Origin of the sequence: Lysinibacillus sp. NPDC048646 (assembly GCF_050272295.1) — a bacterium.
Lineage (GTDB): Bacteria > Bacillota > Bacilli > Bacillales_A > Planococcaceae > Lysinibacillus.
The window spans coordinates 66601-92507 of sequence record NZ_JBNNLZ010000007.1 but is presented as its reverse complement, the minus strand read 5'-3'; the positions used below and the strand labels follow the sequence as shown (position 1 = coordinate 92507).

The 25907-nt window shown below is 37.6% G+C and carries 21 protein-coding genes and 1 pseudogene; 17 read left to right on the top strand and 5 right to left on the bottom strand.

All coding sequences use genetic code 11. The features are described 5' to 3' along the window. The first annotated feature begins 16 nt into the window (after window positions 1–16). The 3 genes from ACQKII_RS10295 to ACQKII_RS10285 all read left to right on the top strand — a co-directional run bounded on the left by ACQKII_RS10295 (window position 17) and on the right by ACQKII_RS10285 (window position 3468). Entirely contained in the window at window positions 17–1537 is a 1521-nt protein-coding gene (locus ACQKII_RS10295; protein WP_427458896.1) for an NCS1 family transporter, read from the top strand. A gap of 70 nt (window positions 1538–1607) precedes the next feature. Continuing rightward, window positions 1608–1817, top strand: a complete 210-nt coding sequence (locus ACQKII_RS10290; protein ID WP_427458894.1) for a hypothetical protein — start codon at window positions 1608–1610, stop codon at window positions 1815–1817. 1117 nt (window positions 1818–2934) lie between these two features. Continuing rightward, complete coding sequence (locus tag ACQKII_RS10285; RefSeq protein WP_427458892.1) at window positions 2935–3468, top strand: dihydrofolate reductase family protein; 534 nt, start codon at window positions 2935–2937, stop codon at window positions 3466–3468. A 302-nt stretch (window positions 3469–3770) separates the two neighbouring features. On the opposite strand, the gene ACQKII_RS10280 is transcribed toward ACQKII_RS10285, so the two are convergent. Then, window positions 3771–3968, bottom strand: coding sequence for a hypothetical protein (locus tag ACQKII_RS10280; RefSeq protein WP_427458890.1), 198 nt, complete (start codon window positions 3966–3968; stop codon window positions 3771–3773). Window positions 3969–4176: 208 nt separating this feature from the next. On the opposite strand from ACQKII_RS10280, the gene ACQKII_RS10275 reads away from it, so the two are divergent. The 4 genes and pseudogenes from ACQKII_RS10275 (at window position 4177) to ACQKII_RS10260 (ending at window position 6903) form a co-directional block, all read left to right on the top strand. Further along, the gene (locus tag ACQKII_RS10275) at window positions 4177–4716 is read left to right on the top strand and encodes a GNAT family N-acetyltransferase (RefSeq protein WP_427458888.1); all 540 of its coding nucleotides are present in this window, start codon (window positions 4177–4179) and stop codon (window positions 4714–4716) included. Between the two features lie 115 nt (window positions 4717–4831). After that, the gene (locus ACQKII_RS10270) at window positions 4832–4987 is read left to right on the top strand and encodes a hypothetical protein (RefSeq protein WP_427458886.1); all 156 of its coding nucleotides are present in this window, start codon (window positions 4832–4834) and stop codon (window positions 4985–4987) included. Window positions 4988–5045: 58 nt separating this feature from the next. Further along, window positions 5046–5405 (top strand): annotated as a pseudogene (locus ACQKII_RS10265) (transposase); the annotation flags it as partial. Between the two features lie 448 nt (window positions 5406–5853). After that, a complete protein-coding gene (locus ACQKII_RS10260; RefSeq protein ID WP_427458884.1) occupies window positions 5854–6903 on the top strand; it encodes an NAD(P)/FAD-dependent oxidoreductase in 1050 nt (349 codons plus the stop codon). Between the two features lie 15 nt (window positions 6904–6918). On the opposite strand, the gene ACQKII_RS10255 is transcribed toward ACQKII_RS10260, so the two are convergent. Continuing rightward, a complete protein-coding gene (locus ACQKII_RS10255; protein WP_427458882.1) occupies window positions 6919–7857 on the bottom strand; it encodes a helix-turn-helix transcriptional regulator in 939 nt (312 codons plus the stop codon). A gap of 341 nt (window positions 7858–8198) precedes the next feature. Here ACQKII_RS10255 and ACQKII_RS10250 point away from each other — a divergent pair, with 341 nt between their 5' ends. Both ACQKII_RS10250 and ACQKII_RS10245 read left to right on the top strand, forming a co-directional pair. Then, window positions 8199–8648 (top strand): VOC family protein, encoded by a 450-nt coding sequence (locus ACQKII_RS10250; RefSeq protein WP_427458880.1) that lies wholly within the window; start codon window positions 8199–8201, stop codon window positions 8646–8648. Between the two features lie 630 nt (window positions 8649–9278). Next, on the top strand, window positions 9279–10655 hold the full coding sequence (locus tag ACQKII_RS10245) for an amino acid permease (RefSeq protein ID WP_427458878.1): 1377 nt from the start codon (window positions 9279–9281) through the stop codon (window positions 10653–10655). A 188-nt stretch (window positions 10656–10843) separates the two neighbouring features. Here ACQKII_RS10245 and ACQKII_RS10240 read toward each other — a convergent pair whose 3' ends face one another. Next, window positions 10844–11170 (bottom strand): DUF5658 family protein, encoded by a 327-nt coding sequence (locus tag ACQKII_RS10240; RefSeq protein ID WP_427458876.1) that lies wholly within the window; start codon window positions 11168–11170, stop codon window positions 10844–10846. 231 nt (window positions 11171–11401) lie between these two features. Between ACQKII_RS10240 and ACQKII_RS10235 the strand changes: the two genes are divergently transcribed. After that, complete coding sequence (locus tag ACQKII_RS10235) at window positions 11402–12088, top strand: MBL fold metallo-hydrolase (RefSeq protein ID WP_427458874.1); 687 nt, start codon at window positions 11402–11404, stop codon at window positions 12086–12088. A 124-nt stretch (window positions 12089–12212) separates the two neighbouring features. On the opposite strand, the gene pgeF is transcribed toward ACQKII_RS10235, so the two are convergent. Then, on the bottom strand, window positions 12213–12989 hold the full coding sequence (gene pgeF, locus ACQKII_RS10230; RefSeq protein WP_427458872.1) for a peptidoglycan editing factor PgeF: 777 nt from the start codon (window positions 12987–12989) through the stop codon (window positions 12213–12215). A gap of 233 nt (window positions 12990–13222) precedes the next feature. Here pgeF and ACQKII_RS10225 point away from each other — a divergent pair, with 233 nt between their 5' ends. The 5 genes from ACQKII_RS10225 (at window position 13223) to safA (ending at window position 18104) form a co-directional block, all read left to right on the top strand. Then, a complete protein-coding gene (locus ACQKII_RS10225; RefSeq protein WP_427458870.1) occupies window positions 13223–13858 on the top strand; it encodes a hypothetical protein in 636 nt (211 codons plus the stop codon). Between the two features lie 254 nt (window positions 13859–14112). Further along, the gene (locus ACQKII_RS10220) at window positions 14113–14595 is read left to right on the top strand and encodes a DUF4358 domain-containing protein (protein WP_427458868.1); all 483 of its coding nucleotides are present in this window, start codon (window positions 14113–14115) and stop codon (window positions 14593–14595) included. Window positions 14596–14601: 6 nt separating this feature from the next. Continuing rightward, window positions 14602–15987, top strand: a complete 1386-nt coding sequence (locus ACQKII_RS10215; protein WP_427458866.1) for an MBOAT family O-acyltransferase — start codon at window positions 14602–14604, stop codon at window positions 15985–15987. Between the two features lie 16 nt (window positions 15988–16003). Further along, complete coding sequence (locus ACQKII_RS10210) at window positions 16004–17146, top strand: DHHW family protein (RefSeq protein WP_427458865.1); 1143 nt, start codon at window positions 16004–16006, stop codon at window positions 17144–17146. Between the two features lie 349 nt (window positions 17147–17495). Then, window positions 17496–18104: a SafA/ExsA family spore coat assembly protein gene (safA, locus tag ACQKII_RS10205; protein ID WP_427458863.1), complete on the top strand. Its 609-nt coding sequence runs from the start codon at window positions 17496–17498 to the stop codon at window positions 18102–18104. A gap of 183 nt (window positions 18105–18287) precedes the next feature. Here the strand turns inward: safA and ACQKII_RS10200 are convergent, their stop codons facing one another. Beyond that, a complete protein-coding gene (locus ACQKII_RS10200) occupies window positions 18288–20795 on the bottom strand; it encodes a LuxR C-terminal-related transcriptional regulator (RefSeq protein ID WP_427458861.1) in 2508 nt (835 codons plus the stop codon). A gap of 456 nt (window positions 20796–21251) precedes the next feature. On the opposite strand from ACQKII_RS10200, the gene ACQKII_RS10195 reads away from it, so the two are divergent. Together ACQKII_RS10195 and ACQKII_RS10190 are read left to right on the top strand one after the other, a co-directional pair. Further along, window positions 21252–22244 (top strand): hypothetical protein, encoded by a 993-nt coding sequence (locus ACQKII_RS10195; RefSeq protein WP_427458859.1) that lies wholly within the window; start codon window positions 21252–21254, stop codon window positions 22242–22244. A gap of 260 nt (window positions 22245–22504) precedes the next feature. Continuing rightward, entirely contained in the window at window positions 22505–25885 is a 3381-nt protein-coding gene (locus ACQKII_RS10190; RefSeq protein ID WP_427458857.1) for an S-layer homology domain-containing protein, read from the top strand. Window positions 25886–25907 lie beyond the last annotated feature (22 nt).

Below are 25907 nucleotides of genomic sequence, written 5' to 3'. Positions count from 1 at the left end.
AAAAGGAGAGAAATGTATGGAGAATGACGGGAATTATTTGAAATCCCCAGATTTACTTCCAGTGACACATCAACAAAGAAATATTGGCGCATTTGGTTTTGCGGTTATTTGGGTAGGAATGGCGATTGTCTTAGCTGCATTTGCGATTGGCGGATCGGCTATTATGAGTCTACCAATGCCAATGGTTATTTTAGCGACATTAATAGGCTCGTGTTTAATCGGCGTATTTATGACGTTAATTGGTGATATCGGCATTGAGCATGGCTTATCATTTCCGGTATATATGCGCGCGCCCTTCGGTACATTTGGTACGCATATCCCCTCACTAGTTCGTGGTGTGACGGCGGCGTGTTGGTTTGGTATCAACACCTATTTTGGTGCAATGGCGATTAATGGGATTTTGAATTTGATGTTTGGCTATAACAATTGGTTTATATGCTTTCTCGTTTTTGCGGCGTTACAGTTATTCAATACATCGCTTGGCATTAAATCCATCGAGCGATTTGCAGATTTAGCAGCACCTATTATTATTTTAATTTCGTGCTGGATGTATATTACGCTGGCAGATAATGCAACTGCCCAAGGAAAAGATGTCTGGACTTGGGTGGAAGCACCAGCAACGGGTATGGCTGCCTTTACAGCATTTATGGTGGTGATTATGGCGAACATGGGATTCTGGGCAACGTTGGCAGCTGACATGCCATCGCTATCCCGTTTCTTTAAAGCACCAAAAAATGAACGTAACTGGTTTAAACGTAATAAAACACAGTTAGTTGGTTCACTGATCGTCATGCCTATTACCAATACTTTTATGATTGTAATTGGAGCAGTCTGTTATATGGCCGTATCATCTGCTGATCCAATAAACGCATTGCAACAAAGTGCAAGTGGCATTGTATTAGGTGTCTTATTGCTAATGATTGTATTAGCACAATGGTCTACGAATACTTCAGCCAATGTCATTCCTGCGGCGACCATTTTCTCGAACATTGGTGGTCCAAAAGTGCCGTTTTGGGTTGGTGTTGTGATAGCTGGGATAATTGGGACTCTAGCACAGCCATGGAGTTTATTTGACGTGTTAGTAAATGCATTATTAATTATTGGTGGTATCTTAACAGCAATTGTTGGTATTTTATTTGCCGATTATTATTTAATTCGTAAACGTCGCGTAAATGTCAAAGAACTTTACGAGTTAGACGGTCAATTTAAGTATTTTAAAGGCTTTAACTTTGCAGGTTTAATCGCTTGGATTATCGGTGGGACCATAGCAAATATGTTTCCGACCTATTCATCATTAATTGGTTTCTTCGTTGGAGCACTTCTTTACTATGTGTTAGCGAAATATTGGTGGTTCAAAAAGTACCCACAAGCTGAACTAGAAGATCCTAGTGATGCCAAGTATTTAGGGATTACAGCTGGTCATAATTTGGATGAGATTTTCGGTCAAGAACCAGTCTCTATACCACCGGTTATACCAGATGCGGGGGACCCTGTAGATTCAGTTGATCCAGTACTCGAAATAAAAGGAGCAGAATAAACTGGCTATAGGTGGGTTTCCATTAAAGCGAAATCCGGTCCGTTAAAGTTGAACAAAGTGAGGTGATTGCATGTCAGATTACTTACAAAGTACAGAGGAAATAAAAAAAGTGGACCATTATTTGGACAGTGGTTATAAAATTCAGTATGTCTATGAAAACTTAAGTGGTATGTTTGTTGAATTTGGACGTCAGGACGAAGTTGTTCTTCTACAGATTCTCACAGCTGATGCACGTAAGTATTTCGCAGCAAAACTTCAAGAACAAACGTTATTGCAATGAGGCACAAATTTTATCCCGCATTAACGGTCAGTAAGACGATTAACTGACCGTAAAAGCCCGATTGGTTCGGGGCAACAGGATGTTTTATGTGCGAAAGCGAAGCGGCAGCGACAGGATGTTGGTCACACAAGCTTTTTCACAGGATGTGAAGGTTTTAGCTTGTGTTCCTCTATTTATTGTGGGGGAGAAGAAAACCCCTGCTGATTGAAGTTTCACTTAATATGTAGTGGGTATCACTCTATTCCATCACTCTCTTGAGATAATGGAATAGAGTTTTTATTTTGTTTAACAGCTATAATGGGCTATTAGAATATAAATACAGTTTTATTGAGCCTATATACACCTAATTGGGATTTGATACCGACAAAAGGTAAGAAATCCCCCCTCAGGAAGAGTTAATAAACCAACTTATAGCAGTAGCTACAAGAACGGCATTAGCTGCAAAATCTGCACGAAGAACTGCTGATGAAAGCACAGCCATTAATATGCAAATTGAAAAATTACTTGCACAATATAATTCACCGGTTTCTCCAGATTGAAAAACACTTCACCAACAGGCTATGAATGCAATAAAAAAACATGAATATGAAAATAGGATGATATCCTTGGGAGACCTATCATTATGGTCTAACACCAGCAGAATCGATGAAAGAGAATGAATTTTATTAAATGTATTGGTCATTTGTGGATGAAGCTATGATTAACGATTCGCCTTCCAAATTTCAAATGTTCTTGGATAAAAAAATGTCCTATAAAAATAGTGTAAAGGTTGAACATACGGTGGAGGGGCTAGGAAATCTGACTTTCACCTTTTGCACCATCTAGACCAACTACTGATTTTTTAATCAAACTTTATTAAAAAGCTACAGTTGGAAGAATTAGAGAGTTGTCGACTATCTAGGTTTTATCCAGTAAATGAAAGTTGAGTCCTTTTTAGAAGACGTAGGTTTGAGTATTCTAAGCTTTTGGGAAATATCATTAATGACATTGATTTATGAAAAAATTTTTTTCGCCTTTTCATTTAATCATGCCATTACTTGTCATGTTTTATGGTTAGTATAGTTTTTGTACCTTAATCAATAAGGGAAGTTTATAAGATAAAAGGAGAGATTAAAGTATGTCACGTGAGGTAGTTCTGTACATTGCTGCGAGCTTAGATGGATTTATTGCTAAGGAAGATAATGACTTACAATGGTTAACTGACACAGAAGGTGAGGGTGACAATGGATATGAAGAAATGTATCAATCTATTGATACAACGATAATGGGAAAAAAGACTTATGATTATGTAATGGAAAACTCAGAATCATTTCCGTATCCTGAAAAAAAATGCTACGTCTTCACCACTTCTGAAAAAGGTTCAAATGAATATGTAGAATTTGTCCATGAAGATGTAGTGGAGTTTACAAAAAAATTAAAAGAACAAGAAGGCTCTAAAATATGGATGGTCGGTGGAGCAGGTATACTGGATGCTTTTATAAAGGGAAATTTAATTGACGAGTATATAATTACTGTTACACCTCATATATTGGGCTCTGGTATTCCGTTGTTTAAAGAAAAAAATCCACAGATAGATTTAAATTTAATGGATACAAGACGGTATGGTCAGTTTGTACATCTACATTATAAGGTGAATCAGGACAAGAAATAGTATAGGGTATGTTCAATTTAAAATCTGATTAAATTTGGACAACTTCACCAATAAGTGAAGTTGTCCTTTTACATATACATTAATGACAAAAACTAGTATAGGACTGCTTGTAGACTTATTTGGAGTCATTCGGTTAGTTGAGCATTCTTTTTCTATGGTATGACTTATAAAGAGCGGTGATTTACTTGTTGTAAGAAGCGTTTTCAACATTGGAGAGGAGAAGGAGGGGTAAAGCTAAGTGTTTTAGTTGTAGAGTTAAAGACTGCTCTGATAGTTCTCAAAGCAGTCCTTGAAAAAAGAGATCAATTCACTTGTTTTTCTTTTTGGTTTTTTCTGAGAAACAGTGACACTACTACGGCAATGATAGAAATTACAAAGCCTAACATGAACGTGTCGCTATAGCCTGCAACAGATGCTGTTAATTGTTGGGTTACATCCTTTTGATCAGCAGACTGCGCCAAATGACTACGGGAGCGTGCAGACATGGTAGCGATAAACAAGGATGTGCATTTTCCCTACCATCTATCATTAATGGTCACATTTTTTTATCATTATATCACAATTAAAGACCTTGACGATTGGTTAGTATTGAGTACAATTTATTTGACCAGTCGGTTAGTTTGAGTATCTTGTTTTACAAATGTGCTGTTGTTGGTGGAGGACCGGCAGGGTATGCTATAGTGGACATTATAAAGAAAGGGGATTAGGATGTTAAACAGTGAAAATATTTATTTAAGAGCATTTATCTTATTAGATGCAGAGAAATTATTACAATTGCAAATTGAAAATAAAGATTTCTTTAAGCAATATTCAATGAATCGTCCTACTAATTTTTATTCTTTAGAACATCAAAAGAATTTAATAAAAAAATGGGAAGATAACTCAAAACAAGATACCGAGTTCAAATTTGGGATTTTTCAAAAAGAGAATGATGAATTAATAGGAACCATTCAATTATTTCAGATCAATCGTGGATCACTTCAAAATGCGATTATTGGCTATTTCTTAGATAAAAAACAAAATGGTAAAGGTTACGCTACTGAGGCTACTAAGCTCATTGTAGACTATGCTTTTAATACACTTACTTTACATAGAATTGAGGCCGGTGTTATGCCACATAACATCGGTTCAATTCGAGTTTTAGAAAAAGCTGGTTTTCATAAAGAAGGTATGGCTAAAAAAAGTGTAAAAATAAACGATTGTTGGGAAGACCATCAGATATTAGCCATCATAAATCCAAATGATTAATTTCATTACCTGAGTCAATTTCATAATTTTGAGACCTTACGAAAATAGAGCACCTCCCCAAATCCTGTATAATGAGAGTTACTACACAGACATTAACAGATTGGAGAAATGCTCTATGTCTATTATACGACAAGAAAGCCTGTTTGATATGCAAATTTTATATGATTTGGAACCTACCCATCGTTTTAACTCTATTTTATCTGATATTGATATCCACCCAATTCTTGATGTTGTCATGAAAAAGTCCCATTTAGGCTCCACAAACGCTTAATTATCCATCAATGATTTATTCATTAATCATTCGGATCACTGAACATATTTTATTTATCAGTTATGATGCTAAACATGAGACGCTAGAGTATACACGTCCTCATGAATGTAACGATTGTCCATTGGCTCACGATAGCTTATGTCAAAAGGTATATAAAATGAAAATAACAAAAGATCTTAGACGATATACGGCTCCAGCAAGAGGCTCGAAAAAATGGAACCAACTCTATAAGGCGCGAAGTGCCGTTGAACGTGTAAATGCCTATCTAAAAGGCTATTTTCTATTGAATCAGATTTACCATTGTACCGGGAAGAAAGCTAAAGTTCATTTCGATTTAGTACACATTGCATACAATGCATCCAGACTAGCGATGGATAGACTTAGATATACTAATCTTCAAGAATCTACAGCATCATAAGGTATTTCATTCGTTTTTTTAAGAAATCATTCAATATTCTGCACGTCTATGATTTTTTAAAAATACGTATTATGAAATTGATTTACCTATATAAGATAATGATTAGAAATAAGTATTAAAGCAAAGAGAATGAACCGCACCCCAATTGTTGGACACAATCTAGCCGAGGGCAAATTTTATTAGAATATTGTATTCATCTTCCTATAAATATCTATTGTGTTTTTACTTATTATTAATCTTCATCCGTCCACGTTAACCTCATTTTTGTAGAATTTTTAAGTATTCATTCGCTCCCAAGTGATTTACCAATCCTTTTAGAACTACAGATCGTCATCTCTATGGTGATGTTTTTTGAAAAATTTATTTATGAAGACGCAATTGTTGAAATCAATAGTAAAATCGAATAGTGTCTAATATATAAAGGAATAAATTAAAAGGAGGAATAGTCATGAATAAAAAGCAAAAGATTACAATTGTTGGTGCAGGGATTGTTGGAGCGTCTATAGCCTATAATCTATCAAAGGAAAATCAGAATGTCACTTTAGTTGAGAGTCATTCAAAAGCAGGATGTGGGGTAACAGAAAAATCTTTTGCTTGGATTAATCCTTCAGGGCGTGTTCCAGGTAACTTCCAACATTTGTATGATGGGTCATTAGCAGAATATCATGTATTGGAACAAGAGATACCAGAGTTGAAGGTAGATTGGAACGGTGCCCTTACATGGGGAAATCTCACAAGCATCAATAAATCTCATGTGAAAAAAATAACTCAGCAGCAAGTATCGGAGTTAGAACCTCATTTGAAAGAATATCCTGAGGAAGCTCTATATGCCTTTAAAGAAGGTGCGGTAGACCCTAATGTTATAACGAATCTTTTGGTAAATAAAGCGGAAGTAAACGGGGTAAATATATTATTCGATACAAAAGTGACACAAATAAAAAAAGAGGGCACCAAAGTTGTAGGCATACATACTTCAAAAGGTTATATAGAATCAGATGTAATTGTATTGGCAACTGGTACAGCGTTACCTGAGCTGTGTAAACCTCTTGGTTTTAATGTTCCTATTGAGTCTTCACCTTCTATTATTATTCGTATGAAATCTCCAAAAAAGCTTATTCACACATTAATTTCTAATTCAAGATTTGAAGCAAGACAACTATCCGATAATACACTAATTGCGGCTGAAGATTATTTGGATGACTATGGAGAAAATGGACCAGAGGAGGTTGGAAAAAAAGCTTTTGAAACCCTTCGCAATGATTTGAAAGAAGGGGAACATCTAGAATTAGATAGTATTAAAGTAGGGATGAGGCCAATGCCTAAAGACGGCTACCCTATTGTTGGTTTTCACGATCAAATAAAAGGACTTTATTTAGCAGTTATGCATTCGGCCATCACGTTATCTCCGGTCATAAGTCGATTGGTTGCGAAGGAAATTGTGAATCATGTACAGTTGGAAGAATTAGATAGTTGTCGGCTATCTCGATTTATCCAATAAATGAATGTTGCTGATTTATAATTTTTGATAGTGTTTGAAGAGGTTTTCTACTTTATCCTGGATTATTTGTTTTAATGATTCAGGCTTCACTGATATAACATAGTGACCATATCTCATAAAATAGTTAGCAATAAATTCCTCTTCTCCATGATTATAAAATCCTGTAACGACTGTTTTATTACTAATTGTTATTTTCATAGAGGGATAATGTTCTTTATAAAATAGATCTTTTGCTTGTGCTAAAATCTCTACTTCAAAGTCAATTCTCTTCTCGGATTGATAAATTTCTAACGAACGACTAATTAATTCATCTAGAGAAAGGTGAGAATTGATTTCCTGTTCTTCCATAAAGGCTATTTTATCACATCTGAAAACCTTGTATTTATCCGTATTTAACTCTATCCCTGTAGCATACCATTGACCAAACCTAGCAGAAATTTTGAAAAATTGAACATAGTAACTTTTTTTCTCATTATTTTTCAAGTATTGAATCTTACAGCTACTTTCATGAAGAATGCTCTTTAGAATTTTATCTAAAAAATGACTAACATTATTATGTTGATTTACTTCAAATTGCAGGACTTTTTTCATTTTATGAATGTGCTGTATTTGATTTTTAGACAGACAGTTTTCAAACTTTTCATTTAGTTTATGAACACTTAAATGAAATGGGGTTGATTGATATGATTCTAACGTCAGCATGGCAAAGTACAGCGCATACACTTCATCAATCGTAAAAATAATAGGGGATAATAGTCTATTTTTTAAGATACCGTAACGTCCATGTCTGCCATGCTCCGAAAAAATAGGCATACCTAATTGTTCTAATGAACTAATATCACGCAGTGCTGTACTTTTGGAAATATTGTATTTAGTCATTAGGTCATTTAAATTAAAGTACTCTCGACTGTTTAAGTATCGTATCATGTCATTTAATCTTTCTGATTTCTTCATACAAATCTCCTTATTAATTTCGCCTTGGCGTAATTTCGTCCGAATTTTGAATTGTGCCCGCACAATTCATTCCTTTCAAAATCCGTGACATCCTCCTGAGTGCCTCTATTTCAGCAGGTGTTTTATGTGCGAAAGCGTAGCGGCAGCAACAGGCGTTTGGACACCCACTGAAAAGGAACCAGATCGGCATTCATTTTATCACCTTCAGAGATGGGAGTCTTTTGCTGAATGAAGATAAAGGTGTCATGTTTTGATACCTTTACATCTTAGAATAAGGTCAAGGTAATATCAATTGATAAGATATCTACCTAAAATTATTTTTAAAAAGGGAGATTGATACTATGAGTACAACATTAGAAGTAGCTATTTTCTTATCCATGAACGGAAAAGCAAAAGAAGCGGTCGATTTTTACAAAAAGCATTTTAACGCAGAGCAATTGTTAGTCGTTACCTATGAAGACATGGCAAAACATGACAGCTCGCTGCAGCTTACTGAAGAGAATAAAAATTATATTGCTCATTCCGTCTTAGCAATCGGAAAAACAAAGGTAATGCTGGCAGAAGATACAATGGATGTCACAGAAAAATATGTAGCTGGGAACAACACTTCATTGTGTATTCAAAGTGCAGACTTAGAAGAAATCGAGCATTTTTACAAGAGCTTGACGACAGATGAGAGCGTGAGAATCATTGTTCCGTTATCTAGTAACGTTTTTAGCAAAGCATACGGTATTGTTGAAGACCCGTTTGGTATTCAAATACAATTAATGTTTGATGATAGATTACATTAATAAATCGCGCATGGTTCGTATTTACGGAATGTAAATACGAACCATGCTCTTTAAGCGTGAGCGCACCGTTGTCGTATCTAAGTACGTGCAAAAAAAGCTGGATATGGAGTACTCTATACCCAGCTTTTTTTAGAGACGTCCTGCAGCACGCTTATTCGTAATTGCTAACGCAATGCCATAAGCAACATCCTCCACGTATTGGTATGGGTAGGCGCCGATGCCTACAATAAAAAATCGAAAGCACCAAGCGTTTGCTTTAGCTGAGTTATTCCTTTCTTCTTCAATAAATTATCAATATATTTTTCACATTTAAGCTACTTTTATCTTGAAAATAGGAAAAAAATTTATGTGTTTTGACATCAAGGTCAAATGTTTGTGCAAATGAAAGTGAAATTAGGTGAATAACAAATTTTTAAATCAAATGAACTATTAAAGGATTTATGTAATAAAAGGATTATTCTTAATTTTTTTAATATTTCGAAATAATATTTTGAATAATCTTATACTAAAGGAAATGTTGCTTATTCAATGTTTTTCCTAAAAATACAATTGTGTTTTTGTGAAGAATTTATTATTATTAGTAAAGTAATTTAAATGTGGAACAACAAGAAGGAAAGAGGCGTAATTCAAGTGGCAAATAAAGAATTAAAAAGAGGTTTAGAGGCGCGTCATATACAAATGATTGCTCTCGGTGGTACGATTGGTGTAGGTCTATTTATGGGCTCTGCAAGTGCCATTCAGTGGACAGGACCGTCTGTGCTACTTGCTTATGCTATATCAGGGATTTTTATATTTCTCATTATGCGTGCAATGGGTGAGATGCTCTATATGGAACCAAGCACAGGCTCATTTGCAACATTTGGTTATAAGTATATTCATCCATTAGCGGGCTATTTAACAGCGTGGAGTAACTGGTTTCAGTGGATTATCGTTGGGATGTCAGAAATCATAGCAGTAGGAACTTACATGCAGTATTGGTATCCAGATTTACCAGCGTGGATTCCTGGTTTAATCGCGATGGTGATTCTAGGTGTTGCGAACTTTATCTCAGTTAAATCGTTTGGTGAATTTGAATTCTGGTTTGCGATGATTAAAATTGTCACGATAATTCTCATGATTATCGCAGGTTTTGGACTGATCTTCTTTGGTATTGGTAATGGTGGCATCGCGATAGGGTTATCGAATCTTTGGGAACATGGCGGCTTCTTCACGGGTGGCTGGACTGGCTTCTTCTTTGCGCTATCATTAGTTGTAGCAGCCTACCAAGGAGTTGAACTAATCGGGATAACAGCGGGAGAAGCAAAAAATCCGCAAAAAACAATTACGAATGCGATTCAAAGTGTTATTTGGCGTATTTTAATATTCTATATTGGTGCGATTTTTGTCATTATAACTGTTTACCCATGGGATGAGTTGGGTACAATCGGTAGCCCGTTTGTAGCAACCTTTGCAAAGGTTGGGATTACTGCGGCAGCAGGGATTATTAACTTTGTTGTCATCACGGCGGCAATGTCTGGCTGTAATAGCGGAATTTATAGCGCAGGACGTATGCTGTATACCCTTGCGATGAATGGCCAAGCACCAAAATTCTTTGCAAAGCTTTCTAGTAACGGCGTGCCGTTATTTGGGACAGCTGGTGTACTTGTTGGATTAGTCATTGGCGTTGTCCTTAGTTATATTGCGCCTGAAAATTTATTTGTCTATGTATACAGTGCAAGTGTGCTTCCTGGGATGGTGCCATGGTTTATTATTTTGATTAGTCAAATTCGCTTTAGAAAAGTAAAAGATGGACAATTGGCAAAACACCCATTTAAAATGCCATTTGCGCCAGTTACTAACTATGTAACAATTGCTTTTTTAGTGATGGTACTTATTGGTATGTGGTTTAATGACGATACACGTGTGTCATTAATCGTAGGGATTGTGTTCCTTGTCCTTGTGACAATTAGCTACTATGTTTTCGGTATCGGCAAACGTCGTCCAGTTGAAATGGATGATCACAACTAAAAACGGTATTTACAAAGATGTGTCTCATGCTTATATGAGATGCATCTTTTTTTGCATTGCTGTAGTATTTCAAATCTATTTTGCTGTTTTTCAAAAATGTTCGTTACATAATCAACCAAGAACAGTAGGTCTGCGTTCGATAAGATAATGGACGCAGGCCTATTTATTTTTCTTTAAATAACTGTTAGTTACAGCATCGTTAACCAATACATATGGAGGGCGAATATGCCTAAGTAAATGATTAATAACCATTCCAAACAGAAAGAAAAGAGTTTTTGGAACCGTTCACCGCTCTTGCGATAAACTAAATAGGAAAGAGCGGAAATGAAATACGACAGCATCATTTTCACCACTAAAAACATGGTTGGGCTAGTCACCCATAAGAAATCCATAATAGGGTTTAATTCTTCAATTATATGTAGCATTAGCCCGTAATGCGTAGCGAAACCATCAAAAATATTCAACATGGCGATGAGTAGGCTAAGGACCATAATATTGGGTTTTCGTATCATCATCACCCCTGTTCGATGTAAGTGTTATCTAGGATAGCCATTATTGGAGGGATTCAAAAATAAATGAATGTTTTTTAATTACGCAGATGTTTACGAATAATAAAGTCGTTTTAAAAACAACATAGTTGTTTGAAAATTGGGGCGATATGAAGATTTTATATCGTCATGTATAATGAATGTATAGAATATTCGGCTATCGAATGTTTCAGAAACCGGCAGTATGGAGGAAGAAAAATGAAGATATTAGCACTACCAATTGAATTTGAATTTAATGGACAAAAAAATACCATTTATCCTAGCTTAATTATATTGAATAATGAACTAACCTTGGTCGATACAGGGTATACAAATTTTTTAACTTTAATTGAAAATGAAATTTCAAAAAATGGATATGAAATGAAGAATTTAAAGAATATAATCATTACTCATTATGATGATGATCATATAGGTTCCTTATATGATTTCAAAGAAAAGTATCCTTGGATTAACATTATAGCTAGTGAAATTGAATCAAAATACATTAGTGGTGAAATGAAGTCAGAGAGATTGGTTCAAGCCGAAGAAATGCTAGAAAATATGCCAAATGAAGAAATCGAATTTGGTAAATGGTTTATACAGCAATTAAAGAATTTGAAGCATGTTTCAATTGATGAAAAGGTACATGATGGCGATATGATTCTAGATAACAAATGTAAAGTAGTAGCAACACCAGGGCATACTTCAGGGCATATTTCATTATATTTTCCAAGTTTAAAAAGTGTAATTACAGGTGATGCAGCTGTTCATGAGCATCATGAATTGGTCATTGCTAATCCACACTTTTGTTTAAATGTTGAAAAAGCAGAACAGTCTTTGAGAAAGATTAAAGATCTTAAAGCTGAAACTTACTATTGTTATCATGGTGGGAAATTTACTTTATAATGGAGGGCTAAAGTTAATAGTTGGCTTATGTATAGATGAAAAGGCAATTATCACATTTGGAATGCGTGATAAATTGCCTTTTTGATGTGCGATGAATGAGTTTTCAAACTTCTGAGTGTTAGTGTTACTTTTGGCTTCCTATGCTTTTTCGCATAATAAAGCTTAGATGTCTGCCTGCTTGTTTGTCTTGACGATAGGAAAAGCCATCCGTGCTAATATACGTACAAGTTGGATCAATTTTAATGTTATCCGACGGAATACCAGCAACTTCACATTGCTTTTTCACCGTTTGCTGATTATTAATATGATATTTATAGGTTTCTGCGTTGTAATACATAAATTCTTCGGCGTAGCCTAGGTTCTTAAATTTTTCGTAGACATCTACATCAACCTCAAATTTTTGCTGGCTGAGTGCCATACCAATTTGTACGTGAAAATCTTGGGGACGACATTGCTCATGTTGTATTAAATGCAGAAAGAGTAGTAATGTCACTTCCTTGACCGTCCCTTGCCAACCAGAATGAATCACTCCGACAAGGCCATTAACCTCATTATAAAAAATCACAGGTACACAATCGGCCGTAAAACTGCATAATAACAAATCTGGTTCAAATGTATAAAGAGCGTCGGTATTGGCTATGGCCGTATCTTTTTGTACAGCTCCCCGCCCTATATCAGCAGATGTTACCCGATGAAAATTAGCGCTATGCGTTTGCTGGGTACAGATAAAATCATTCACGTCACATTGCAGCGTAGCCGCTAATTTCTTCCGATTCTGTAGCACATCATCCGCACTAATGCAGACATGTAGTGCCATATTGTTATGTTCAAGTTCCCTAGTATCTTTTAAGGTAGTTCCTGCTATGAATTTGTCATTGTTGGTATAAATTTTTGTTTTCATATCATCACCTCATCTTACTATATATGATTGAATTGCCAATGTATAGCTTATGCTATGTATCATTTTTTGGGGCGATTTGCATACCACGCAAAGAAAAAACGCGGGTATCATTATTAGTGCTTTAACTTTAACATCGAACTCCTTTTACCAGACATATTTGATAAATTTCTGGTCATATAGTATCGGAGAAGACCTTGTTTTTTCCGTTATTCATGTAAAAAAGGAGTGTGTTTATGGATCAGGATAGTTTTCTATTGATTTGCCAATTAGGCATGGGGATTTTTTGGATTATTACATACATACTCATTATAAAGCGTGGATTTCAAGATAAGAAATACGGCATGCCGATGGTGGCCATTTGTGCGAATATTTCTTGGGAATTCATCTTCACCTTTATTTATCCGCAAAATGACTTGCAAAAAATCATTACGTTGCTTTGGTTTTTACTCGATATTGTTATTTTGCTACAGTATTTAAGATATGGTCGTCAGGAATATAAAAAATTCATATCCACAAAACTTTTTTATGCATCTTTCCTCGTAACGTTGGGGGTAAGTTTTCTCATTATCCTAACAATGACCCAGGAACTGAATGATATTGAAGGGAAATATACTGCGTTTTCTCAAAATCTGATGATGTCAGGGCTGTTTATTTCTTTATTGTTATGGAGAGGCAACGCGGGCGGTCAATCGATGTCTATTGCGGTTTGTAAAATGATTGGTACTTTGTTTGCTTCTGTCGCGTTCTATATGTATTTTAGAACGCCGTTGATAACAATTGTTTCAATCGCCACATTCGTATATGATTGGCTGTACATTGTATGGCTCTACAGGCTTTATAGCAGAAAGATAAATTATAGAAGAAAGTAAGTAATTCTATAGAGGGATGGCATTGCGCTATAAGCGTTGTATGCCATCTTATTTTTTTGTAGGTATTTTGGCTCGTTAAAATCACAAAGGATTGTACATCTAAATAAGTGGAAATCAAGTATGTCTTATGGAAATCTAAGTATACTATTTGCATAAGCTCAAAATTTTATGATTAAAATAGTTTTATTACGTAACATTCGTAGACTGTCTACGTCTAATCTCATTGTAAAACTCAAATAGAAGGAGCGAATCAAATGAAAAAAACAATGATGTTACTGTTAACAATCGTGTTAGCGATGGTGATTTCAGCTTGTGCTGGCGATAAGTCTTCTACAATAGAAGTAAAACAGTCTGCGAAAGAAATGGCAGATCAAATGGTGGAAAAAGTAGAGCAACCAGCTCAAATGGAATTATCAGCAGAGGAATTGCAGAACCTTTACAATATTGATCCCGAGAAGCTTGAGGATTATTCTGTTCGTGTGCCAATGATGAACGTAAAAACAAATGAAATTGCCATTTTAAAAGTGAAGGATGCAAATGATGTCGCGGAGGTTGAAGCGGCAGCAAAACAACGTGCAGAAAATGTAATAAAGCAATTTGAGCAATATCTTCCTGAACAATACGAAAATGCCAAAAATTATAAACTGATAACAAAAGGAAATTATGTATTATTGGTTATTTCTGATAGCGCAGATGAGCTAATTAAAGTTTACGATAGCTTTTTCGAACAAAAATAGTCAACCATGGTATTTAGTAGCCTTCTTTTCCTATTCGCATTTTTGCCGGCAGTGCTAACACTTTATTATTGTTCGCCTAGAAGTATTCGAAATCTCATTTTATTTATCATGAGCCTTATTTTTTATGCCTGGGGCGAACCTGTTTATATCGTCATTATGCTCCTATCTACACTGACGGATTATTGTTTTGGTTTGCTACTCGATAAACCTACTATGAATTCGGTAAAAAGAAAGAGCATTGTTGTTTGTTCGATAATCGTGAATCTCATGCTGTTATCATATTTTAAATATGCTGATTTTCTAATTCATAATGTCAATGCGTTCCTCGGTACAACTATCCCTCTAACCGAACTTCCTTTGCCCATTGGCATATCCTTTTACACGTTCCAATCGATGTCTTATATCATCGACGTTTATAGAGGGACGGCTAAAGCACAGCGAAATTGGATTGACTTTGGAACATATGTGGCGCTGTTTCCACAATTAGTGGCAGGACCGATCGTGAAATATAACACAATTGCACAGCAGCTACAACAGCGTTCGGTAAATATCGAGATGTTTGCCGCAGGGATTCGAAGATTTACGATGGGCTTGGCAAAAAAAGTGCTACTAGCAAACAATATCGGCTTGCTGTGGGACACAATATCAAGTACTAATCCAGCATCGATGCCTGTGTTGACGGCATGGCTTGGCATTATTGCGTTTGCTTTCCAAATTTACTTTGATTTTAGTGGTTACTCTGATATGGCCATTGGGCTCGGTTTGATGTTTGGCTTTCGTTTTAACGAGAATTTTAACAAACCGTACATTGCACAGAGCATGACTGATTTTTGGAGAAGGTGGCATATCTCACTCGGCAGTTGGTTTCGAGAATACGTCTATATTCCCCTTGGTGGTAATCGCCGAGGGTTAGCCATTCAAATGCGTAATATCCTAATCGTGTGGTTGCTTACGGGATTATGGCATGGCGCAAATTGGAATTTTATAGGGTGGGGATTGTATTTCGGTATCATTCTCATTTTTGAAAAATGGTGGGGATTAACATACCTCTTGCGCTGTCCACGCTGGGTCAGACACCTGTATGCGATCATTCTCATTCTAATTGGGTGGGTGCTGTTCGCATTTGACCAGCCTTCTTTAATTGTTGGCTATTTAGCTGCTATGTGGGGATTTAATGGACAAGCGCTTTGGAATAATGAGACCGTGTACTTTTTTTATACAAATGCGGTGCTACTGTTAGTTTTAATTGTCGCCTCACTACCATTAAAGGTCGGGTTAAGCACCAAGGATATGTCGATACTTCATGTTATTTGGTATGGCTTTCTGTATGCCCTTTCTGTCGCCTATTTGGTAGATGCTACGTTTAATCCATTTTTATATTTTCGTTTTTAGGGAGGGGAAAAACTATATGAAGCAAAAAGCAGAGCGATTATTCGTATATGGATTTGTCGGTACAATGTTGCTAATCGCTCTACTGCTTGTCCTGTTGCCTCATCAACGTTTTTCTGACCTAGAAAATAGATATTTACAAGCTGTTCCACATTTAACCTGGGAAAGTTTACGATCAAAGAAATATGCCGAAGAAGCGGAGCGTTTTATAACGGATCATTTTCCATTTCGGGACAAATGGTTATGGGTAAAGTCAACTTCGGAAAAGGTTCGTTTGCAGCAGGAGAATAACGGCATTTATAAAGGGAAAGATGGCTATTTATTTGAAAAGTTTTTAGAGCCAGATTATACAAAGGTTCAGCAATATGTGGAATCGGTCAACCTATTTGCTACTAACTATTCTGACGTAAATATAACGTTTATGCTTGCACCAACATCAATTGGTTTGTATCCTGAGCGCTTACCATGGAAAGCGCCAGTGTACTCCGAGAAGCAGGTCAATCAATTTATCAGCGATCATATGCACAAAGAGATACCATTTATGAATGGTTTTGATTTTTTAGAACCGCATACGTCTGAAGCCATTTACTATCGGACTGATCATCATTGGTCGACATATGGAGCCTATTTAGCCTATGTTGCATATGCGGCGCGCAAAGGGTGGCGTGCGCTTCCTGAGAACGAGTTTGTAATTGAAACAGCCAGCGATTCTTTTCTGGGGAGCTACCATACAAGAAGTCAGTTTACTGGTGTAAAGCCGGATACGATTCAAGTTTACATACCTCGTAGAGACGTAACGACAGAGATGTATATCGCCGATTCTGATCAAAAAATGACAACTATGTATGATAAAAGTTTTCTTACGAAGAAGGATCAGTACTCTTATTTCTTAGGAGGCGTTCATGCGCTGATGAAGCTTACAACAGAGCTTGCTCCACAGCAAATTGAACAAGATAAGCTGTTAGTCATTAAAGACTCTTATGCGCATAATGTCATCCCATTCCTCACAAACCATGTTTCCGAAATTCATGTCATCGATCTTCGTTATTATAACGGCAGTATTGCAAAGTATATGACTGAACATGGCATAGAAGATGTACTATTATTATTTAACACAGCTACCTTAGTTGAAGATTCGTCTCTTTTGAAACTAAATAAGTAGCGGTTAGATAGGTATATTGGAGATGACTCTTCTTTGAATGATGACATAAAATTAAGAATATGCAAAATCACTCTTTCACTAATCGAGCGTGATTTTTTCTATTTATTGGGATATTTGTAGCTTGAAAAATAGCATTTTGCTAAAAAAACTTATAGTAATTTATTCCTGTTACAAATATATTGCGAAATTATTACTAAACTCATAGCCTTGAATCGCGCTAAGAAAGGTATCTTGAAGACAACCGCAGGCCTTGTCATACAATTGTAAAAATCCTTCCAAATATTTAGTGATGAATTATGCTCTGAAACTATTTACCATGAATATAGAGCAAACAGGAAGGAATGATTCGATGTTTAAAAAAGTAAAAAAAGTGGCAATGGCCTCAGTATTATCAGTATCTTTACTAGTACCAATAAGCGCAATGGCAGCAGATTCATATACAGTAGTAGCAGGCGATTCTCTTTGGAAAATTGCCGTAAAATCACAAACGGGTGTGCAGGAGTTAATTGAGGCGAACCCACAACTGGCGAACCCAAATCAAATTACACCAGGACAAAAAATTAATATTCCTACGAAAGAACAAGCAACTGTAGAACAAGAAGTTGTTAAACTTGTCAATGCTGAACGAGCAAAAGCAGGTCTTCCAGCGTTAAAAGAAGATTGGGAGCTTTCAAGAGTAGCCAAATATAAATCTCAAGATATGCATGACAAAAAATATTTCAGTCATACAAGCCCAACATACGGCTCACCATTTGCAATGATGAAGAGCTATGGCATTACGTATAAATCAGCCGGAGAAAATATCGCAATGGGTCAACGCTCAGCAGCAGAAGTTGTGAAGGCATGGATGAATAGCGAAGGACATCGAGCGAATATTATGAGTAAAAACTTTACACATATTGGTGTAGGCTATGTAACAGAAGGCAATTACTGGACACAAATGTTTGTACAAAAATAATAAAAAATGGGCTGTTCCCACGTCAGTATGTACTGATAGGGAACAGCCTTTTTTATGTTTGAAATAAGCTATCAGTGCTAACGGCGGTTCTATCAGCGCAAATGGAGCATCTATCAGTGCTAACGACGGTTCTATCAGCACAACCCAAGCATCTATCAGCTTTGTCCTCTATTTCCGTGCCATTTATTGTTTTTTAAGAAGAATCGCTTTAGTCCTCGAATTGACACCAAGTTTACTATAAATCGTTGATAAGTAAACACGAATGGTTCCTTCCGATAAGTTAAGCTTTTCAGCGATTTCACGATTTGTTACGCCGCCCGCTAATAAATCAAACACCTCTTGTTCACGTGGTGTCAGTAAATCATCCAATTCACTGTTTCTAGCGTCCTCTATTTGAAGATGTTGCAAATAATGAAGCGAAATAGGCTCCCATTTAGACGTGTGATTATCTTGTAACAGTTTAAAATAGCTATTTAAAAGGGGGTGAATTTCTTTTTCGTCTAAAAAAGTACGAATATAGTAATAGGGTGCTCCTTGTGCCAATGCTTCATGTAAAATATCTAATGCCGAATCTGTCTTACCAAGTTTTAGATGACAAATGGCCTCAAGAACAGTTGCTTCAATTATAGTGGCAATTTGTGTATCCTGTTGTGCCTTTGTTTTCACTTGGATAACAACAGTTAAGGCGTCTTCATTTTGTTCTTTCAATAGTAATAAGCGCGCGTAGACAAGCATCCAAAATGGCTGTTTTGTTTTCGTTGCTTGTAACTCAATTTCGGCATTCATGGGATCACCTGCTAAAACATAACAATAGGCCTGCATGATTCGAAGGGTCATCAACCAATGTTTTTCCTTGACCATATCCTTAACTTGCGTAAGCATGGCCTGTGCAGAAATGAATTGCTTTTCGGCTATATAAATTTTCGCCTTTAATAAATACATAGGGATAAATAAGCCAGGGTCATTGAGCTGATGTCCATATTCGATAGCGATTTCAAGGTCTTTTTTTGCGTAGTCCATTAAGTTTCGCTCATATAAAGATTCCGCCGAAGCTCCATAGCTAAACGCTGTAACATTTGTTGTTTGATAAGTTGTCTCACGAAAAAGGTCTGCAATCGCCTTACCATCCTCCATTGTTGGTATTTTTCCCTTTGAGCCAGTACTTGTCCGTAATAGTTTATATTCAAAAATATTATATTGCATCGGTACTTGATCCCAACGAGAGGATACAGCTTCTTTGGCAAGTTGTTTTTGAATAATATCTTTGGCTATTTGTAAATCCCCACCTGTAGTGATGATGGCATAAGCCTTTACCGTTTCATAAATATAGGCCATTGCCTTATTTTCTTCCTGATCCATCCATTGCTCGTTGTGTTGACGTATTTCAAGTTCCTCCATAAACGACGAAGCTTCTGTTATTTCCAATGTAGAAAGAGCCGTAATTAACCCCATGACAAGCATTTCGCAGGGAACCGTATAGTGATGATTTCGTAACTGATGTAGCCAACGCATAAAGGTAGCGGTTTGACCAGACAAATAAAGCTCCACTAAATGTTCTGTTATCCATAAATCAGCTTGTTCGAAAAGATGATGATGAAGTGCGAGTTCAATGGCAGAGATGAAATCCCCATGATCATGCAAGAGCGTAGCCGTTTCCTGTGCAAATGCCGTTACCTGTTGGACTGAAAACCTTCTTTTAAATTCGCTTTGTAAAGCTTCCACGAACAAATGGTGGTAGCGAAAAACAGGTTTTGTTGACTGTAACCGCACGATGAAAAGCCCTTTCTCCTCTAAGTCTTCAAGCAATTCAAGGCTATCTGTTCGCTGTGTAAGGCTATTACAGACAGCTGGATCGAGCACATTTAACACCGATGTCCGTATGAGAAAATCTTGTGTTTTTGGTGAGAGCGTCGCGATAATTTCCTGTAATAAAAATTCAGATACGAGTGGCTGTGCTAGCCCATGCCATTGTTGTTCAGACGCTGACTCAGTAACTAGACTCGTCAATAATAAGCCCGCTACCCAGCCCTCGGTTTTTTCTAAAATGAATTGTAGGGTTTCTTGATGGGGTAAGGTTAAATTTTTCATGGCATAAAATTGCCCTGCTTCCTGATAGGTAAAACGTAAGTGTTCAATAGTAACTTCATAGACCCATTGCTTAACGCGCCACTTTGCGATTGGTAATGGCAAGGCTGTGCGTGTTGTTAGATAGACGTGGACATGCTCTGGAAGTTGCTCGATAAATTGTATCATCATTTGGTGAATCACATAATTTTCAATTAAATGATAGTCGTCTATGACGATATGTAAGGTTTCTTCCATTGTATTGACTTCATGTAAAAAGGCGTCAATTAGGAATTCAAAAGTAGTCGCCTCTTGTGATTGCAAGAGTGGTTCCAACACTTTGTCTATATCCGATTGACTGGCTTTTGCCACTGCATGTAGAACGTATGTCCAATAACGAATAGGATCATTATCAGCAGGATCTATTGATACCCAGGCAATATTTTGTTCGGTACGTTTTAGCCATTGACTTAAAAGTGTTGTTTTGCCATAACCTGCAGGTGCACGTATAATCATTACTTTTTTTATAGTGTTATCTTGAAAAACATCGTACAATCTAGGTCTTTCCACAGCTTCTGCCAAGCAATGAGGGATTTTTATTTTAGAAGATAATAGAATATTGGGCAAAATTATTTCTCTCCTTAGTTCAAAAGATAGATAGCATTATTTTACGGTAATGATGGATAAAAAGCCTGTTAACTATCATTTTATACCAAATTTTAAGCATTTTACTAGTGTTAATAGTCAAACTATTAACATTTGTCAGTATTGTATTTCCATTTTTTGTTTTACGGTAATAGAGAGGTACTTATAAAACGTGAGTATCAACATATAAAAGAAGGGGGTTTCCTTTAAAAAGCAATTGCACTTATTCATCATCGTTGTCGTATTTTTACAACAAAGTCCATCTACTAATTAATGCGGTAGGTAATGCAAGAGAGATTTCATGACGTCACCCACTGCATAAGGTACAGGTTTCATCACCTTATGTTCTTTCAAAAATATAGAATGTGGTGATTTCCAGTACGATTGGTGGACAACAAGCTAAAAAATATTGAAAAAAACACGGGAGGTTCGAAATTTATGCACACTACAATTGATATCGATCTTAAGTTAAAACAGGGGTTCCGGTCATTATTCCCGGATTATGCAACAAAGCTCGAGAAAGCTACTTCTCAAGAGGAAATCAATAAGCTTCAGGCTATTTTTATAGAGGAAAGAAAGCAAGCGCTGGCGGACGCGCTAGGCAAGGATATCTCTGAGTTACAGGCAAGTGACCAAACTGCAGCAATTCCTTTGAAAAAGGAGACGTATGATATTCTCGTCAATGCGACTGGTGATGATATCAAAAGACAACTGCATGTCATTATTGATGGTCTTGAACGATTAAAAGGGATGGAAAAAGACGATGCAGGACTTGTGACTGCACAAATCCTACTTTCAGGCGTATTAGGAATCGGCTCCTTAGCAATTTCGGAAGTTGTGATAAAATTGGCAGCTGGTGCTGCCGAAGCAGTCGCAGCCCTAGCTGGTGTTACTACTGCGACAGTTGGTGTAGTTGTCGCGATCGCGGCTCTTGTTATCGTAGCGATCATTATTCCGATCATTTATTTTATGACAAAACCAGCAAATGCTATTGTCTTGTTAATTAATGAATTGGACAAGCCCCTTGTATTTGTAGACGATCATAATATTCACGGCAAACCAATGCTAATGACAACGCCTATTCCTGAAGGTGTCGAAATTCCTGGGGCTGCTAAATACCCTATAGCTGGATTAATTGCGGCTGAGAAGCGAGATAAGGCTTTAATAGGGACTCAATATGGCTTTACAATGCAATATGGTAGCACAAGCACTAAATTCTCATTCGGTGTAGAATGTCCGTTAACATCTCTTTCTACCGATAATAATTGTTATTGTGCCATAGATGAAAGTGCTAAAACAGTTGCGGAAAGGACTTCCAATAACAATAAGCAATTCTGGGAGGTTGAAAAAGACGGCCTTAAATTGAGTATTCGCTGCAATTCAGGAAGTGGCTCAATCGCTTATTACGTAGCACGAGCATATAAAGCTTAAACAGAAGAAAAATCCCTAACTCTCTCACTATAATTTGGTGGTTAGTTAGGGATTTTTATATAGACTTCTTTCAGCAAATATTTTTTGTACCGAAAGCGTAGCGACAAGTACAGAAGTCTCCCACCTTTATAGGTGGTGCGATTTCTTATTAAAAAATCTTTTTTTAATGTTAATAATCAAACCCTTAACATTCGTCAGTAGCGCACAGTTGTTTGTTATTTTACAGTGTATAAGAGATATTTTTCAAGGAGGAATAGTAAATGAAGAAAAATAAACGGGTAGGATTGGTGGTTCTTATTTTTTTATTTTCCGTAATAGTACCTGATTTTGCACCACTTGCTGCAGGAAGTACAGTAACAAAGTCATATACAGCAACGATGGATACCATGGAATTACAAGGCCATATTCAGTATGACGGCATTCATGATCATGATGGGGATGGTTTTCTTAGTATTGGCAGGAGTAACGACGAATTCGGGAATGTTCGGCAGAGGGCTGGCGTAACGTTTGATTTAGGCGTGCCAGAAGGGAGTGTTGTATCAGCAGAGTTGGTCTTGACTGTTGCTACTGTTATCAGAGAGCCTAACCATACTTTGTATATGGAAGCTAGGGGATCTGCGGCGAATGATTTGAATTATGTAACCTTCCCTTCGTTAGATACAAATAGTCCTTATGCAGATAAGTTCACTGCGAAAAGCACTACGGAAGTGCCGATGGGAACTTATCTTCAGGATCAATCGATTACACTTAATGTGAAGAGTGCTGTCGATGCCTTTACGGATGGTTCTGATCGCAAAATAACCTTTACACTCAATGGGAATGAGGCCGATGCAGATAGCGGCTGGCTCTCTATTCATTCCTTAGAAACTTATGGGAATGCTGCATACCGCCCGAAGCTGATTGTTACTTATGAGACTGGACCTGTAAATACTCCTCCTACGGGTTCCTTCACGATTATGGAAGGAGCGATGACAGGCAACAGCACAGTCAATCTATCCGTAACAGGATCAGATCCTGATGTAGGTGATAGTGTTACCCATATGAGATTTGCCAATAGCGCTGCCAATTTATCGGCGGCATCTTGGCTACCTTTCAGTAATACAGCAACATTCAGTCTAAGTGGAGGAGATGGATCGAAGACCATCTATATGCAGTTAAGGGATTCCAACAATGGGATATCAGCCAATTCTTCTCAGACTATTCTATTGGATCAGACAGCACCAACAGGATCACTGATCATTAATGATGGTGCCACATGGACGAAATCAGACACGGTCACTTTGAAAGGAACCTATACGGATGGAAGCGGCTCAGGAGTTGAGCAGGCACGTCTCTCCAATATCAACGGCAGTTGGCAGACTAGTTGGTTCAGTATCGCTGACTTGAACGGGAAGTCATGGAACCTTCCAGCTGGACAGGGAGCTAAAACCGTATATGTACAATATAAAGATAAAGTAGGCAATACGAGTAGCTCAATCATCAGCAATATGATTACAGTAGATACGATAGCTCCTGTTATTTCGAATGTAGTGAATAACAAAGTATATAACAGCACAGTTACGCCTCTATTTAACGAAGGCAGCGGATTGCTCAATGGGAATCCCTCTTCCAGTAGTACAACTATCACGCAGGATGGAACATATACACTGATCGTTACCGATCCAGCAGGCAATAGTGCAACGGTGACATTCACGATTGATACGTCAGCGCCTATTGTGACTGGTGTAATGAACGGTGGAATATACAACACGAACAAAGCGATTACCTTTAACGAAGGAACAGCAACCTTAAACGGAGCAGCTTTTGTTAGTGGTTCACAGGTTTCACTAGATGGTGTGTATACCCTAGTCGTAACGGATGCGGCAGGGAATGTAACAACGGTGAGTTTCCAAATCGATAAGGTAGCACCTACAGTGACAGGGATTACGAACAATGGAAATTACAAAGAGGCTGTTAATGTTACCTTTAATGAAGGAACGGCGACATTGAATGGAGCGGCCTTTGCCAGCGGTACGGAAATTGACCAGGATGGAAGCTATATACTGGTTGTAACGGATGCGGCAGGCAATGTCACGACGGTAAATTTCACGATTGATACGGCACCACCGATCGTAACAGGTGTAACAAATGGAGGTAATTACAAAGCAAAGGTAACGCCTAGCTTTAATGAAGGAACGGCGACATTGAATGGAGCGGCTTTTGCCAGCGGTACAGAGATCGACCAGGATGGAAGCTATACACTGGTTGTAACAGATGCGGCAGGCAATGTCACGACGGTAAATTTTACGATTGATACGGCAGCACCGATCGTAACAGGCGTAACAAATGGAGGTATTTACAAAGACGAGATAACAATCGTATTTAATAAGGGAACGGCGACGTTAAATGGAGTAGCCTACACGAGTGGAACGAAGGTGGACAAGGAAGGAACGTACACGTTGGTTGTAACGGATACTTCGGGCAATGTCACTACTGTAAGCTTCACAATTGACAAGACAGCACCAACTGTCACAGGCGTAACAAATGGCGGTGCTTACAAAGACAAGGTAACAATCGTATTTAATAAGGGAACGGCGACGTTAAATGGAGTAGCCTTTACGAGAGGAACGAAGGTGGATAAGGAAGGGACGTACACGTTGCTTGTCACAAATATAGCAGGCCGTGTCACAACGATAAATTTTAAGATTGATAGAACAGCACCCACAGGAACAGTTGTTATTAATAGAGGTTCTGCTACGACAAATAGTCATTCTGTAACACTTAGTCTAACTTCATCAGATGGTTCGAGAAGTGGAGTCACTGAAATGCGTTTTTCTACAGATGAACTAAACTGGTCAGCGTGGGAAAAAGTAGCGCCTACAAAAGAATGGACTTTGACTGGGAATGCTGGGCAGAAGAAGCTCTACGTACAGTATCGTGATGCTGCAGGGAATCTAAGTATTTCAAACATGGCATCAATTGAGTACAAGACTAGTAGCAGTTCAGATAATGGTGGTGGCTATATTCCGACACCGGAGCCAAGTCCAAGCCCAACTCCGAGCCCAACACCAAATCCGACACCAGTAGAGCCAACAAAACCAGTCCCAACACCTGAAGAGCCAGAGCAACCAGAAGAAATAACACCAAGCTATCGATTCACAGATAGTTCAAACAACTGGGCAAAGGACATGATTGAGGACATCGCAGCTCGTGGGATTATCACAGGTTATCCTGACGGCACATTCCGACCAAATGAACCTATCAAACGCGAACATGTGGCAGTGATGTTTGCCCGTGCTTTTGAGTTAACACCCAAACGCGAGGCCACACAGTTTAGTGATGTCCCAACAAATCATCCATACTATGAGGCCATTACAAGATTACAGCAAGCAGGCGTTGTAGACGGTTCTAACGGCAAATTCAATCCCAACGAATCACTAACACGTGCACAACTGGCGAAAATACTTGTCCTCGCATTTGGCATCACACCAGGTGGGACAAGCACTTTTCAAGACGTTCCGAAAACGCATTGGAGCTATGATTATATTGCCGCGCTCGCACATGTCGGCATTGCACTTGGTGACAACGGTAATTTCAGACCAGATGAACCAGTGACACGCGCGCAATTCGTGGCATTTATGTACCGAGCACTGAATCTTTAAAAACAACACGCTACAAAAGTGG